Annotated in this window: 11 protein-coding genes and 1 tRNA gene; 6 read left to right on the forward strand and 6 right to left on the reverse strand. The window is 56.4% G+C overall.

The features are described from left to right. Positions 1-39: 39 nt before the first annotated feature. The 3 genes from ABGM91_RS06240 to galE form a co-directional block, all read right to left on the reverse strand. A complete protein-coding gene (locus ABGM91_RS06240; RefSeq protein WP_354834759.1) occupies positions 40-1,542 on the reverse strand; it encodes a prenyltransferase/squalene oxidase repeat-containing protein in 1,503 nt (500 codons plus the stop codon). A gap of 150 nt (positions 1,543-1,692) precedes the next feature. Beyond that, the gene (locus ABGM91_RS06245; RefSeq protein ID WP_354834762.1) at positions 1,693-3,216 is read right to left on the reverse strand and encodes a prenyltransferase/squalene oxidase repeat-containing protein; all 1,524 of its coding nucleotides are present in this window, start codon (positions 3,214-3,216) and stop codon (positions 1,693-1,695) included. A gap of 318 nt (positions 3,217-3,534) precedes the next feature. Then, on the reverse strand, positions 3,535-4,524 hold the full coding sequence (gene galE / locus ABGM91_RS06250; protein WP_354834765.1) for a UDP-glucose 4-epimerase GalE: 990 nt from the start codon (positions 4,522-4,524) through the stop codon (positions 3,535-3,537). 321 nt (positions 4,525-4,845) lie between these two features. Between galE and rsmA the strand changes: the two genes are divergently transcribed. The 4 genes from rsmA to ABGM91_RS06270 are packed head-to-tail and all read left to right on the forward strand — an operon-like array spanning position 4,846 to position 7,834. Then, complete coding sequence (gene rsmA / locus ABGM91_RS06255; RefSeq protein ID WP_354834768.1) at positions 4,846-6,198, forward strand: 16S rRNA (adenine(1518)-N(6)/adenine(1519)-N(6))-dimethyltransferase RsmA; 1,353 nt, start codon at positions 4,846-4,848, stop codon at positions 6,196-6,198. Positions 6,199-6,212: 14 nt separating this feature from the next. Beyond that, positions 6,213-6,674 carry a hypothetical protein gene (locus ABGM91_RS06260; RefSeq protein ID WP_354834771.1) on the forward strand — a complete coding sequence of 154 codons (462 nt, stop codon included), beginning with the start codon at positions 6,213-6,215 and terminating at the stop codon, positions 6,672-6,674. A 21-nt stretch (positions 6,675-6,695) separates the two neighbouring features. Continuing rightward, entirely contained in the window at positions 6,696-6,959 is a 264-nt protein-coding gene (locus ABGM91_RS06265; RefSeq protein WP_354834774.1) for a hypothetical protein, read from the forward strand. 56 nt (positions 6,960-7,015) lie between these two features. Beyond that, positions 7,016-7,834, forward strand: coding sequence for a hypothetical protein (locus ABGM91_RS06270; RefSeq protein WP_290566591.1), 819 nt, complete (start codon positions 7,016-7,018; stop codon positions 7,832-7,834). A gap of 208 nt (positions 7,835-8,042) precedes the next feature. On the opposite strand, the gene ABGM91_RS06275 is transcribed toward ABGM91_RS06270, so the two are convergent. Together ABGM91_RS06275 and ABGM91_RS06280 are read right to left on the reverse strand one after the other, a co-directional pair. Next, the gene (locus ABGM91_RS06275) at positions 8,043-9,380 is read right to left on the reverse strand and encodes an MATE family efflux transporter (protein WP_215427539.1); all 1,338 of its coding nucleotides are present in this window, start codon (positions 9,378-9,380) and stop codon (positions 8,043-8,045) included. Positions 9,381-9,520: 140 nt separating this feature from the next. Continuing rightward, positions 9,521-11,320, reverse strand: coding sequence for a potassium transporter TrkG (locus tag ABGM91_RS06280; RefSeq protein ID WP_354830585.1), 1,800 nt, complete (start codon positions 11,318-11,320; stop codon positions 9,521-9,523). A gap of 201 nt (positions 11,321-11,521) precedes the next feature. Between ABGM91_RS06280 and ABGM91_RS06285 the strand changes: the two genes are divergently transcribed. Continuing rightward, positions 11,522-11,608 (forward strand) — tRNA-Leu (locus ABGM91_RS06285). 327 nt (positions 11,609-11,935) lie between these two features. Here the strand turns inward: ABGM91_RS06285 and ABGM91_RS06290 are convergent. After that, positions 11,936-13,240, reverse strand: coding sequence for a Fic family protein (locus ABGM91_RS06290; RefSeq protein WP_354830587.1), 1,305 nt, complete (start codon positions 13,238-13,240; stop codon positions 11,936-11,938). A gap of 364 nt (positions 13,241-13,604) precedes the next feature. Here ABGM91_RS06290 and ABGM91_RS06295 point away from each other — a divergent pair, with 364 nt between their 5' ends. Continuing rightward, the gene (locus ABGM91_RS06295; protein ID WP_354830590.1) at positions 13,605-14,657 is read left to right on the forward strand and encodes an L-dopachrome tautomerase-related protein; all 1,053 of its coding nucleotides are present in this window, start codon (positions 13,605-13,607) and stop codon (positions 14,655-14,657) included. The last annotated feature ends 63 nt before the right edge of the window (positions 14,658-14,720 follow it).

Consider the following 14,720-nt stretch of genomic DNA (forward strand, 5'->3'; position numbering starts at 1 on the left):
GAAGGAAAAAGAGGGCTGTAAAAAAGCCGGTGAATGGCGTCAGGAATTCTTGGTGCCTTCCCCCGTACCGGGCAGGAAGCGGTAGTAGGTTTCCAGCATCAGCGTAGCCAGGCACTGGCGGTAGATGCTTTCCGACTTGTTGGTCAGGCCGGAAACGTACCCTACATCATTCTTCCTGAAGCTGCCGTCCGCATTCTGTCCGCTGAGCACGGCGTCACGGAATGCCTTGTTGTAGGAGGTCCATACATCGCCGCCGCGGTTCATGGCCGCCTGGACGCAGTAATAGTGCATGTAAAGGTTGCTCTTGACGTTTTCCGTGCCGGAACCCTGTCCCCATTGGAGGGTTTTAACGTTGTTCTTGATCCAGTCCAGACCCTTGCGGGCCGCGCTGTCGGAACCGTTGCCGGTCATTTGCAGGGAGAGCACGCCCACGCCCACCAGGGAGGCACGGGGCATGTTGCCGTTTTCCTTGTAGGCGAATTTGCCGTCCGGCATCACGTTCTTGCGCACGTAGCTGGAAGCCTTGCGCAGCGTGGAGCGTATTTCACCCTTGGTGGGCTTGATGCCGCCGTGCTCCGCAGCCTTGAGCGCCTGGACATTCCAGCCCGTGACGGAAAGGTCAATGTCCGGATTGATCTTGTTGTTATAGCTGTAGCCCCAGCCCCCGTTGGGGCACTGGGCGTCTATGATCCTGTCCACGGCCTTGATCACGACTTTTTCCAGGTTGGCGATGGAGGGAATGTCCATCTGCTTGCAGAAGGTGTAGGCCTCGCACAGGGCGTAGGTGGCCACGGCGTGGTCATAGCAGATCTCCTTCAAGGCAGGTTTTTCGGAAATCACGGGATTCTTCATTCCCAGGTCCACCAGGAAGGAAATGCCTTTCAGGACGTTTTCTCCGAATTCCTCGGAAAGAGGAGTTTCACAATGGGCCAGGTAGGCCAGCAGGGAAATCCCGGTCATGGAAGCGCGGAACTGGCCTTCACCCCAGGAGCCGTCCTTGTTCTGCTGCTTTTTAAGCCAGCGGAGGGATTTGACCACGGCTTCCTCACACTGGGGGGTGCCGCCGTTTTCCGCAATGCGCTTCATGCGGTCGTTCAGGTCACAGCGCTTGGAAAGAATGCCGGGAATGCCGCCTCCGTCGCCGTCCCCCGTGCCGGTACCGAAACCGTCGCCGATGTCGATGCCCATGGAGAGTTCTTCCGAGGGGACGTCCACTTCAATGTCCGGGTTGACGACGGCCACATCCGCCGTAGCAACGGCGGCAATGACCTTCACCTGCGCGGCGGTGGAGGAACTGCTGGGGCGCTGGGTGGTCTGGGTCACTTCCGGGGTGTCAATGTCCGGATTGTCGCCTTCCTGGGTGGCATAGGCCACCATGGGCGGATCTTCCGGAATGGCGACGATGATGTGAACCAGATAAAGGAGAAGGCCCATAAGGGCAACGCCGAGGAAGGAGACGGAGAAGGCGGCGGTCAGCGTCTTGACGCGCTGCTTCTTCAGTTCCGTAAGGGCTTCATCGGTACTTTCAATATGGAGACTCATAGAGGGACGTGTCTGGTTGGTGTACCTGCCAATGCTCCCGCATTCTTGAAAATGGAGGAGAATTGCCAGGGTACGGGTAAATGCTGCTGGCCTGCCTGTTCACGAGGCTGGCAGCATACTAAAACCAGACGCGCCGGTATGTCAATCAGATTAGGAATTCTTGGTGCCTTCTCCCGTCCCGGGGAGGAAGCGGTAATATACCTCCAGCATCAGTGTAGCCAGGCACTGGCGGTAGATTTTGTCATTGATGCTGCCCCCGTTGGTGTTCACGAGGCCCCCCGGACCGGGGAAGCCGTTCGGGGCAAAACTGCCGTCGGAAGCCTGTGCGCCAAGGGTGGAATCCCGGAAGGCCCTGTTGTAAGCCTTCCACACGTCCCCGCCGCGGTTCATGGCCGCCTGCACGCCGTAATAATGCTGGTACAGGTTGGAGGAAGTGTTGTTCGCCTTCCAGTTAAAGGGCTGGCTGGTATTCTTGAGCATCCAGTCCAGGCCTTTGCGCGCCGTGCTGTCGGAACCGTTGCCGCACATTTGCAGGGAGAGCACGCCCACGCCCACCAGGGAGGGGCGGGCCGTAGCGTCTTCCCGGCCTTCCTGCATGTAGGTGAACAGGCCGTCGGGCTTGCCGCACTTGCGGCAATAAGAGGCCGCCTTGCGCAGGGCGGTGCGTATTTCACCCTTGGTAGGCTTGATGCCGCCGTGCTCCGCCGCCTTGAGCGCCTGGATGTTCCAGCCCGTGACGGAAAGGTCCGTATGGGCTCCTGCCTTGGTATTGTAATTATAGGCCCAGCCGCCGTCCACGTTCTGGTTGTCCAGAATCTTGTCTACGGCCTTGATGACGACTTTTTCCAGGTTGGTGATGGAGGGAATGTCCATCTGCTTGCAGAAGGTGTAGGCCTCGCACAGGGCGTAGGTGGCCACGGCGTGGTCATAGCTGACCTCATTCCTCTGGGGCACCAGGGAAAGGACGGGGTTCTTCACGCCCAGGTCCACGAGGAAGGAAATGCCTTTCAGGACGGTTTCGCCAAAGTCTTCGGAAAGGGGGGTCTCACAGTGGGCCAGGTAGGAGAGCAGGGCGAGCCCCGTCATGGCGCACTTGTAGTTCTGCGGAGTTCCGCCCCAGGAGCCGTCCTTGTTCTGCTGCTTCTGGAGCCACTTGAGGGATTTGACCACGGCTTCCTCGCACTGGGGAGTGCCGCCGTTTTCCGTGATGCGCTTCATGCGGTCATTCAGGTCGCACCGCTTGGAGATGATGCCGGGAATGCCGCCTCCGTCGCCGTCCCCCGTGCCGGTGCCGAAGCCGTCGCCGATGTCGATGCCCATGGAAAGCTCTTCCGAGGGGACCTCCACTTCAATGTCCGGATTGACGACGGCCACATCAGCTGACGCTACGGCGGCAATGACCTTCACCTGCGCGGCGGTGGAGGAACTGCTGGGACGCTGGGTGGTCGGGGTCACTTCCGGGGTGTCAATGTCCGGATTGTCGCCTTCCTGGGTGGCGTAAGCCACCATGGGCGGATCTTCCGGAACGGCGACGATGATGTGAACCAGATAAAGGAGAAGGCCCATGAGGACAACGCCGAGGAAGGAGACGGAGAAGGCGGCGGCCAGCGTCTTGACGCGCTGCTTCTTCAGTTCCGTAAGGGCTTCTTCTGTACTTTCAATGTGCAGGCTCATGCAATAATAGGAGGTTCCTGAAAATAATATAGCGTTTTTTCCGGTTGGGACGAGTGTAAAAATTTTATTGGCCCGGTGGTCTGCATGATGACCAGATGCGTTGCAAGGAGGTATTCGCCATAAGTAATTTATGCTATCCGCTGTGGTCTTTAAATTGGAATTGGGCGTTTCCGGGGGTGGAGGCGAAGTGTTTTCCGGCCAGGTGGGGATGGCCGGTTACGGAAGCTCCGTATCTGCGATGCTTTACGGGAGAAAAACGCCCTGCCATGAATCTCATGGCAGGGCGGGGAAAGGAATGGTTCCGCTAGGGAGCAGGAATCAATAATGGCCTTTGCGCGGACCGGTCATCCATTTCCAGGCCGTCTCCACGATGGCTCCGGCGTCTTTGCACTGGGCTTCCCAGCCGAGGATTTCCTTCGCCTTCTTCGGGTTGGCGATCAGGCGGGGCGGGTCCCCTTCACGGCGGGGGCCGTAACGGACGGGGATTTTCTTCCCGGTAACTTTTTCTGCCGTTTCCAGGATTTCCCGGACGGAAAGTCCCAGGCCGGTTCCCAGGTTGAAGCATTCCGTGGAGCCGCCTTTCATCAGGTAGTCCACCGCTCTCAGGTGGGCGTCCGCCAGGTCATTGACATGGATATAGTCGCGGATGCAGGTGCCGTCCGGCGTGTCGTAATCCGTGCCGAAAACTTCAATGTATTCCTTTTCCCCGGTCAGCGTGAGCAGGATGTTGGGGATAAGGTGGGTTTCCGGATCATGGTCTTCGCCGATGAGGCCGTCTTCACTACAGCCGGAAGCGTTGAAATAACGCAGGAAAACGCTCTTCAGCCCCCAGGCGCGGTCGCAGTCCTGGCAGACTTTCTCCAGCATGTACTTGGAGCTGCCGTAAGGGTTGATGGGGTCCTGCTTTTCCGTTTCCGGAATCGGAATCTGGGTGGGGACGCCGTAGGTGGCGCAGGTGGAGGAGAAGACGAAGCGCTTGACGCCCGCGGCCTGCATGGCGCCCAGAAGGACGAGGGGCCGGGCGATGTTGTTCATGTAATACTTCAGGGGATTCTGGACGGATTCACCCACGTTGATGAAGGCGGCAAAGTGGATCACGGCGTCAAAGTTGCCCTGCATCAGGAGCGGATACACCACGGAGGCGTCTCCCAGGTCTCCCTTGACCAGTTTTACTTCCGGGTCCACCAGGGCCTCGATGTGGCCGTACACCATGTTGTCCAGCACGGTCACGTCTGCGCCGATTTTGACGAGCTGGCGCACCGTGTGGGAACCAATATATCCGGCGCCGCCGGTTACAAGTACTTTCATGATCTTATCAAATTGCTGTTGGGCCGGTTCAACCTTTTCACCGGCAAGGGCGTCCGCACGTTCCAGGGCCTGCGGAAGCTTCCGGTTCACGGCAGGCGGTGTCACTGTTCCAGACGCCTGTAAAAGTGACATGTTTTCCCCTTTTTGTCAATTTGTGATACACCTGCCGCCGGGCAGGCGGAGGGCGCCGGGCCGTGGAACGGAGCTCTGCCACGGTTGGCCCTTCCCGGCAAGGCGGCGCATGGGGCGCGTCCGTTCCGATGCCGGAAACTGCCCCGCTTTTTACTGGCTCCGGATGTGCATTTTTGAGAGCATGGGCCTATGAAACCATCCGAGATCAGGAATGTTCTGGAAGATCACGAAGTGCGCCCCAGCAAATCCCTGGGCCAGAATTTTCTGACGGATGAAAATGTGGCCCGCTGGATTGTGGACCAGCTTGAAATCCAGCCGCAGGACTGCGTGGTGGAGGTGGGGCCCGGAACGGGCGCCCTGACGGAGCATGCCGCGCCCCTCTGCCGCAAGTTGATTCTGGTGGAATTTGACTCCCGCCTGGCGGAATACCAGAAAGAACGCTGGGCCGGAGACCCCCATGTGGAAGTCCACCATGCGGACGGCGCCACCTGGGACCCCCGGGGACTCTTTGCGGAGGCTCCCGTCAAATTCCTGGGCAACCTTCCCTATTCCGCGGGAGGCGCCATTCTTCAGAATTTCCTGTCCCGCCCCAGCGCGGTGGAACGCGCCGTGGTGATGCTCCAGAAGGAGTTCATTGACCGCATTCTGGCTACCCCGGATGACGACGCCTTCGGGCTGCTGTCCCTCCGCATTCAGAAAAACTGGGTTCCCCGCGCCCTCAAGACCATTCCCCCGGAAGCATTCCATCCCCGCCCCAGGATTGACTCCACGGTGATGCTGCTCACGCCGCGCCCCGTCCGCGATCTGCCGCCGTATGACGACCGGCTGATGGACGAACTGATGCGCAAGGCTTTTTCCCAGCGGCGCAAGCAGTTGAAAAAACAGCTTCCCTCCTCCCCTCCGTGGGAGGAAGTGGCCTCATCCCTGGGACTCTCCCCCTCCGCCAGGGCGGAGGAACTGAATTTGTCCCAGTGGGTGCAGTTGGCGCGCGCCTATGACGCCAACCCCCTCAGGGATGTGGCGCAGAGCGGGGATGAATTGTTTGACGTGGTGGACGGGCTCAACCAGATGACCGGGCAGGGAACGCGCCGGGAAATCCATGAGGGGGGCCTTCTCCACCGTGCCGTGCACATGTTCCTGGTAAACAAGCATGGGGCCGTGCTTCTCCAGAAAAGGTCCCTGTGGAAGGACAGGCAGCCGGGCAAGTGGGATTCTTCCGCTGCGGGTCACCTGGACGCCGGGGAAAGCTATGAGGAAGCCGCCGTGCGGGAGCTGAAGGAGGAACTGGGCGTTTCCGGCTGCGGGCTGAGGAAAATCGCGGACTTTGACGCGAGTGAAAACAACGGCTGGGAATTCATTGCCCTGTATGAGGGAAGCTATTCCGGGAAGGTCCGTTTTCCCGCGGCGGAAGTGGACAGCGTGCAGTGGTTTACGCCGGAACAAATCCAGGCATGGGTGGAGCGCCGCCCGCAGGACTTCTCCCCCGCGTTCATCCCGTGCTGGAATGCATGGCTGGCCGCGAACAAAAAGGCATCATCCTAACTCAAATACATATCATGATTACCCCTGATCAATTATCTCCGGAGCAGGTCCAGTCCATCCGGGACTGGGCGGAAGAAGGGCTGGATTTAAACGCCATCCAGAAAAAACTGCATGAGGACCTGGGCATCAAGCTGACGTTCATGGATACCAGGTTCCTGCTTCAGGACCTGGACATCCACATCAGGCAGCCGGAACCGGAACCCCAGGCCGAGCAGCCGCAAGACGCTCCCGGAGCAACGGCTCCCCCGGCCTCTCTGCTGGGTAAAACCCAGGTAACCGTGGATGAAATAACGCCTCCCCATGCTCTGATGGCCGGCAAGGTTCTGTTCAGGAGCGGGGCGCAGGGCGTCTGGGACATCGACCGCACGGGCCGCATCAACTGGGACGCTACGCTCGGAGAACCCACGGCAGATGACCTGAGGGAATTTGAAACGGAGCTGCAATCCGTCATCCGCAGCCGCATGGGCGCCATGTAAAACCGGCAGAAGGGAAATCTTATGGAAATACCGGATGAAATGATTGAAACGCTGGTGCCTGCCGTGCGGGAACAGCTGGAGGCGCCGGATACGGCCTATGTCAAGGCCTGCCTGGAGCGCCTGACGGGGCGGGAAAAACTGGAGGAGCAGGAAGCACTGGAACTGATGGCGCAGGCCCTCGCCATCACCATTAATGAAATGGTAGTGGGCGGACGGCCCTTTGATTCGGGAAGGTACAAGGCGCTTTTGAAAGATTTGCCGGCCCTTCCGGATGAGGCTCCGTGATAAATCTCGACAATCTCCGGAATTGATTCATAATCCTTCCTTTCACTTGAAATTTTATGGCAAAAAAACCATTAGAAACAGGTGCTCCGGAAGCGTCCGCAGCCAAGAAAACGGCTGCACGCAAGACGGCTGCCAAAAAGACGGCGTCTACGACCAAGAAGGCTGCCGCGGCTGAAAAGAAGCCCGCTGCTGACGCCGCTTCCGTAGAAGCACCCAAAACCAAAATCAAAACGGTCAAGTCCGCCACGAAAACCGCGGCCAAGGCAAAAACCGTGAAAACCGCCAAAAAGGCGGTTGACAAGAAGGCTCCCGCCGCTGAAGCGGCTGCTCCTTCCGCGACCCCGGCTCCCGCCGCCCCCGTTGAAAAGACCGCCGCTCCCGAGGCTTCCCAGAAGCCGCAGGCCGCCGCTCCGGTCAAGGTCAAGCGTGAATCATTCCGCCCCAACCGAAACTCTGAACAACAGGAACGCCATGAACAGCACGGCGGAGACTACTTTGCCCAGCCGGAAACCGTGGGCGGAGCGTCCGAAGGCACCTTCAACAAGCGCAAGCGCCGCCGCCGCAATAAAAAGGGCAACGGCTCTGAAGACCGCCAGCCCATGCAGGAATCCGCTTCCTTCAAGCATCTGGACGGCAAGAAAGTGGCCGCCCGCGCCTGGAAAATGTTCCTGGCGGAAGTGTCTGAAGAAGGGCTTGCCCTGATGGATGACCAGACGGCGCGCGAAGCCGCCCGCCGCGCCTTCCGCTGTGCGGAATTCTTCATGATGGAGGAATCCCGCCGCAAGCAGTCCCAGAAGGCCGCCCCCCAGCAGCAGGAAAAAGCTTCTTCCCCGGAGGAAGAACGTGATTCCGAAGAAGAATCCGGCGAGGAATAACTACTCCCTGTTCCGTTGTTGCCCTGCGGCTTTTGCCGCGGGGCTTTTTTTATGCTCCTGGAAATGACGGGAAAGGCGCGGTCTGCTGCGCCGGAGTGGAATTCTCCATTGCGCCGGACCTGTCCGCACGGGAATTGAAAAGGGCAGGCTTCCCTTGTTCCGCTTGTCGGCGGGAGGGGGGGCGGATGCTCCGCCCTTACTTATTCTCTTAAACCTTTTTACCGCGCCATTTTCCGCTCTTGAGGTACCACCATGCCAGGATGATCAGGGAGAAGCCGTAAACGTGCTCGGAAAACCAGCAGAGGGCCACGTCCGGCTTGAGCCTGATGACGATGAAATAAACGGCGGCGGTGTAAACGGCCAGGGACATCATCTCCATGATGAAGCCTGCCTTCGTATTGCCCGTGCCGGATACGGCATTGAACAGGATGAACGCCGGAGCCATGACCAGGGTGGAGGTGGCCATCACGTACACGGAATCCACGCTGGCGGCAATCAGGGACGGGTTATCCGTGAAAACCCGGAGGACTGGCTCCGGAAACAGGCACAAGACGACGAGCAGGGGAACCAGGATGGCGTATGTCAGGTTGACCGTCATGCCGCAGGTCCGGAACACGTAGCGTTGTTCCCCGGCGCCGATCTGGTTGCTGACGAGGGCTCCCGCCGTGGTGGCGAAGGCGCTGATCACCATGATGAGCATGGCGGAAATGTTGCGCACGATGTTGGTGACGGCCAGGGGACGTTCCCCAAGGTGTTCGATCGCCAGGAAAAAGATGAACCAGATGGAGACGGAAATGAAGGACTGCACCATGGTCCACCCGGAAATGGCCAGCATGCCTTTCAGCAAATGGGGGCGGAATGTAAACGCCCGGCGGAAGCCGTACTTCCTCTTGTCCGCCTTGACGCCTGTGTAAAGGATGAAGAAGAGGAGAGAAACGGCTTCCGACACGCTGGAAGCGATGGCCGCTCCGGCGATGCCCATGACGGGGAAGCCGCCTTTGCCGAAGATGAGGCAGTAATTAAGCACCACGTTGCTCAGGAGCATCACGACGGAGTTGACCGTGAGAATCTTGGTCTGGGTAATCCCCACGTAATACGCGCGGAACATCACGCAAAGGAAGGAGAAAAAGACGCCGTAGGTGCGCCAGTGGATGTAATCCACCGTGGCTCCGTATACTTGGGGGGATTCAATGATGTCCCGCAGGATGGCGGGGGAAAAATATTGGGAGGCGGTAAAAAGGGCCACCGCCATGGCCAGCATGAAGTAACAGCCCTGGACCAGGGTGGGCCCGATGCGGTTGTACCGCCGTTCCCCGTTGCGGCGCGCGATGATGATCTGTGCCCCGAAGCCGAAGCCGAAGGCCAGCATGAACATGGCCATGTAATACACGCCGCCCAGGGCGCAAGCGCCTAAAGCCACGTCCCCCACGCGCCCCAGGAAAACGGCGTCCGTCAGGCCGATCATGTGCTCAATGATCAGGCTGATCATGAGGGGATAGGACATCAGCCATATCTTTTGATAGGAAATAGAGGAAGGATTATTCATAACAAGGGCGCCCTGCGGGCTTGTTCTGCCGGGAGCAGACGCTAAAGGTCCGGCATTCTTGACGCAAACCGGATTCATGCAAGAAAGAAATGCGTTTGTTTTCCATGTATGTCATGAAAAACGGAAGGAGGGAACGCGGGTCAGCTGAGAGGCAGCCGGGTCTCCGGATACCGGAGCGGAGACTTGGTGGGCTGTTTCATGAAAGCCAGAACAAAGGCCACCATTCCCACGCGGCCCACGATCATGTTGAACACGATGATCCATTTGCCTACGTCGCTGAGTTCCGGCGTGACGTTCCAGGAGAACCCCACCGTGGCGAAGGAGCTCACCACCTCAAAAAACAGGCGTTCCAGGCTGAGACCCGGTTCCGCAAAGCACATGACCGTGGTGATCATGCCCACCCAGGCCCCGGCCAGGATGACGGTGATGACGGCGCGTTCCACCACGCTGCGGGCGATTCTCCGCTTATGCATCACCACGTCCTGCTTGCCCTGCAAAATGCGCGCCACCTCCCCGCAGGAAACGGCGAACGTGGTGGTGTGGACGCCGCCCGTGGTGGAGCCGGGATTGCCGCCGATGAACATGAGCGCCGCCAGGAACAGCGCATACGGGATGCTGTTAAGCGCCATGTCTGAAATATTGAAGCCGGCGGTGCGCGCCGTGGCATTGAACAGGCTCTCCCACAAAATCCAGTACCAGGGATCGGCCGAGGTGAACAGGCTGCCGTCAATCATCTTGGTCAGGAACAGGATCAGTCCCCCGCCCAGCACCAGCGCCGCCGTCATGCGCACGACCAGCCAGCTGTACGTGGACCAGTGGCGGCTGATGGTGTTCCGGTTGTCCCAGCCTAGGGCCACCCGCGCTCTGCGGACGATTTCCAGGTACATGGCAAAACCCAGGCTCCCGCAGAGCACCATGACCATGATGGTAATCTGGCCCCCCATGTTATAGGCTACGTCCGGCGTAGCCAGGTTGTCCGCAAACAGGCTGAACCCCGCATTGCAGAAGCCGGAAACGGAATGGAACACGGCGTACCACCAGAGGGTGTCCCCCTCCAGCCCGGGCACGTTCCTCCAGGAAAAATAAAGGGCCACCGCCCCCAGCGCCTCTACCCCGAATGTGACGGCAATGATGTTTTTAATAAACCGGTCCACCTGGGCGATGCCTTCCTCGTCCAGCAGGTTGCTGATGGTGACCTTGGAGCGCAGGCTCAGGCCCTGGCCCACCATCAGGGAGACGAAATAAGTGAACGTCATGATGCCGAAGGCGCCCACCTGGAAAAGCACCAGCAGGATGGTCTGGCCGTAATTGGTGAAATGCTCGTGGACGTTCAGGGGCACCAGCCCTGTGACGCACACGGCGCTGGTGCTGATGAAATAGGCGTCCGTGGGGGAAAGCACAATGCCTTCCTTGGTGGCTCCCGGAGACATGAGCAGGGTGCCCCCCAGCGTGATGAAGACCACCAGCGTAAGCAGGAAAAGCAGGGCCGGGCGGATGCGCGGTATGTGAAACCCTCGTTTCCTGCGGGCCACGCGGAAAAAATACTCCTTCAGGTTCAGCAGGGGGGCCGCCCCGTAACAAAGGCAGAGGACGCGGAAAATGTTCTGAAGCTCTATTCTGGAAATAAAAGTGGAATTGAAAAAATTCCCGGCCAGCATCACCAGAATGACGATGCCCAGCCCCAGTTCCATCCAACGCGGGTTCCGGATGGATCTGGAAAGCCACTTCTCCCGCAGAATGCCGAGCACCCCGGTAAGCTGGCCGAGCACCAGCAGGGACAGGATTTCCCGGAAATAACGCAGGGAAAGCTGGTCCTCATGAACCTCGCCGAAGCCGTTCCACCACAGCAGCCACATCAGGGCAGCCAGCGTACACAGGCCGAACCCCATTTCCATGACCTCAAAACGGTTCAATAGCGGTTTTTCCCTCGTCTCATTCACAAGCCTGAAATGGTGGTGCCTCTGACTCTGGAGCGAGACTACTGCATACCGGAGGATTTGAGAAGCCCTTATATCGTTGCCATGCCGCGCGGAACGGCAGGGAGGCGGAGGCCCCGGAAAATATTTTCTTTCATGTGCAGGAAAATAGTTGCCAATCCGCCGCCGCCGTGCATAATAAGCCCCGTTCTTACCAAACCATGTGCGCTCGTGGCGGAATTGGTAGACGCGCTAGATTCAGGTTCTAGTGGGGGTTCCCCCGTGAAGGTTCGAGTCCTTTCGGGCGCACCAAACAAGGCCCTGCAAGTTAACTGCTTGCAGGGCCTTACTGGTTTCTTGAGGGAATGAATAGGCAAGTCCCTTTTGAATTGGGACTTGCCTTTTATGAAATGTGAGGAAGCCATCCCGTTTGGACACGTCGTCCGCCAGCTTGGAAAGAGCAGGGCTTACCCAAGAAGCTCGCCGAGCTGAGTCATTTTGATACTACCTACATTTTCATGATCGAACGAGCTGTTCGTATTCCAACGATACGGACGCTATTACGTTGGCTCGTGCTCGCATGTCCCATGCCAGTAGCCTAGTGTCAGCTACAGAGGATTCTCTAAAGGGAAATAAGAACTAGCGATCATAATTTTCTATTTTCATTAGAACTTCTTTTAATTTGATACTAACTAATTTTTCTACTTCTTCTTGCGTTAAGGTTGACGAATAAGAAAGTTGATGTTTATCCATAACTACATAAGAGGGTTCAAATGTGAAATCTGTCGTAGTTATGATTCTGGATTTTGAGTATTTTCTTAAAAAATTTATACTGTAAGTGGATATAATTCCATATGAATTCTTAAGGAGATCTGAAATATTTTCTGTACTTATGAGAAAATTTTCTAATTCTTCAGTTGTTTTGAAATATTTACATGTATCGTTTGAAAAATTAAGACGGAAATCATGTGTATTTTTTTCAAAAAAATCATCGAATAGGGAGAATTTGATGATCAACTGTTTCCAAAATGGAATAATGTAATTTCGGAAAAATTGAACTCGTTTTTCTGGAGATACTCCTGTTACAAGACGTTGTTTTAATAAAGCTATTTTCATCTCAACATCATTTGGCTCTTCCAAGCTTTCTCCATTGATGGCTTTAACACCCAAATCAAGAGCATATTTCATACAGTTCAGCAGGAAGTCTACAAGAGCTTCGTATTCCTTGGCATCCGCCAATCTTAATGCTTGCAGATATTGTGCTTTATCTGCCGATTTGATGACAATGGCGGGAAGGCCGTCCCTCACCAGAACATAGTTCAAGAGGAGGCGAATCGTTCTTCCATTTCCATCGTCAAAGGGATGGATCAGGATAAATTCATGATGCAGGTGAGCTAGCCGTGCCGCAATGTCAAAGACATTGTCGGGAAGCGGTTCTCGGAGATGTTGAGTGAATATCTCCATTTTTGCGGGTACTTCGAGAGGTTCTGCAAAGCGGAAAAGTTCTCCCGACGCTGTTTTGACGTGGTTGGGTTCCCTTTTGTAAACACCGGGCGTGATGAGTCTGCTGGCGGGGATTCCTTCTTCCGTGGCGGTTTCTTTGGTGAACGGCTCCTTGAGAAGAATTTGGTTGATGTTGCGGATATCGGCCTCCGTGATTTCCCTGTCTTCCTGAGCCCAATGACGGATCATAGTAACGGCGACATGGTGCGCTCGCATTTCATCAACGTCGCGAGCGGAGTGGTTGCCCGTCACTTCTCCATGGATGAGCAATAGCTCCGTTTCTCCATAGGAAAGAGTGTTTCCCTCAAGATGGTTAGAGTTGTATGACCATAATAAATCCTGTTTGGAGTGAAGTTGCTTGCGAGCTGATTCTGAGAGTGGTTGCCCGGCTTTCCATGCAGCCAATTGGGTGTCGATTTGCTGGAGCGTTTCAGGAGTCATGTTTTTGCTTCTTTTGAAAAACGGTATCAGTTTGATTAAGGCATTCAAGGCTATTACCTGATGATGTCCTATAATCCTGGAAAGCTTGATCTTTTTTATGTTAATGAAGGCTGTATGTTTTGTTCCCTCCATACTTCTTCAGGAATAAGGGGCATGATTGTAAAATACTCTTCTTCTGGTTGTATAGTAACTACATTCCAATAATGTTCAATCTACATGGATTCGGAATATTCCAGTTCCAAGACAGTTTCCGCCATATTCTTACTCATGGAGCATAGATATGTATGCCGTAGAATGTTAGGAGTGTGAAATGAACGGGAAGCTCTTTGAGCTTGTCTGGTAGTCCATAGGAAGCTTTCATCCCATGTTCCCCGTTAAACGTTTTATCTTTTCCGCCTCCCTTGTTTTATTCCTTGCGTGCGCCTTTGCTTCGTCCGGTCATGCGGAGGCGGAGGGAAAGATTGAAGACGTCGCCTCGTTCAAGGGGGCGCAGGTGACCGGAGTGACGGTGACGGACAAGGGCCGTATTTTCGTCAACTTTCCCCGCTGGCGGGAGCATATTCCATGTTCGGTGGCGGAGGTAGGCAAAGACGGCAGCTACACCCCTTATCCGAATGAAAAGACCAACCGGTGGGAAAAGGGGATGCCCGGGGACGGGGATGCGTTTGTGTGCGTGCAATCCGTGGTTGCGGACGGGGACAGGCTTTACGTGATTGATACCAAGAATCCCATGATCGGCAAGACCGTCGCCGTTCCCACGCTGTACGTGTATGACCTCCATACGGACAAGCTTGTCAGGAAGTATCCCCTGGCGGAGTCCACCAGGCCGGGGTCTTATGTGAATGACCTGCGCGTGGACCGCGAACATGGCAAAATTTATTTTACGGATTCCAATGATCCGGGCCTGATCGTACTGGATATGGAAAGCGGAGAGAATTACCGCATGCTGGACCGTCACCCTTACACCACAGCGGAACAGGACCACATCACCGCCGGCGGCAGGAGGCATGACGGGAAAGTCCATTCAGACGGGATTGCCCTGGACCGGAAGAACGGCATTCTTTATTTCCACGCCCTGACGGGTAAGACCCTGTACGGGATACCGACAAGCCAGCTCATTGGCCGTCATGTGGATGAAGGGAAGATTTCATCCATGAAGACGCCTTTCCCGGATGGGATGATCATGGATGACCGGGGCAATTTGTACATGGGGGACCTGGAGAAGAGCCGCATCGTTTACGTCACTCCGGACCGCAGGGAGATCAAGGTGCTGGCGTCCGGGGACGGCATCAGCTGGCCTGATACGTTCAGCATCCATGACGGCTATCTTTACTTCACCAATTCCCGCATCCAGGAGGCTACGGGGGATATTTCCAACATGGAGTTCACGCTGAAAAGGGTGAAATTGCCGGAATGAACGGTTTTTATCGCCCCCGGGATTGCCCGGACCAGGTTGGCGGGTGCAGTTCATATTCCTTTA

Source organism: Akkermansia muciniphila (assembly GCF_040616545.1).
Lineage (GTDB): Bacteria > Verrucomicrobiota > Verrucomicrobiia > Verrucomicrobiales > Akkermansiaceae > Akkermansia > Akkermansia muciniphila_E.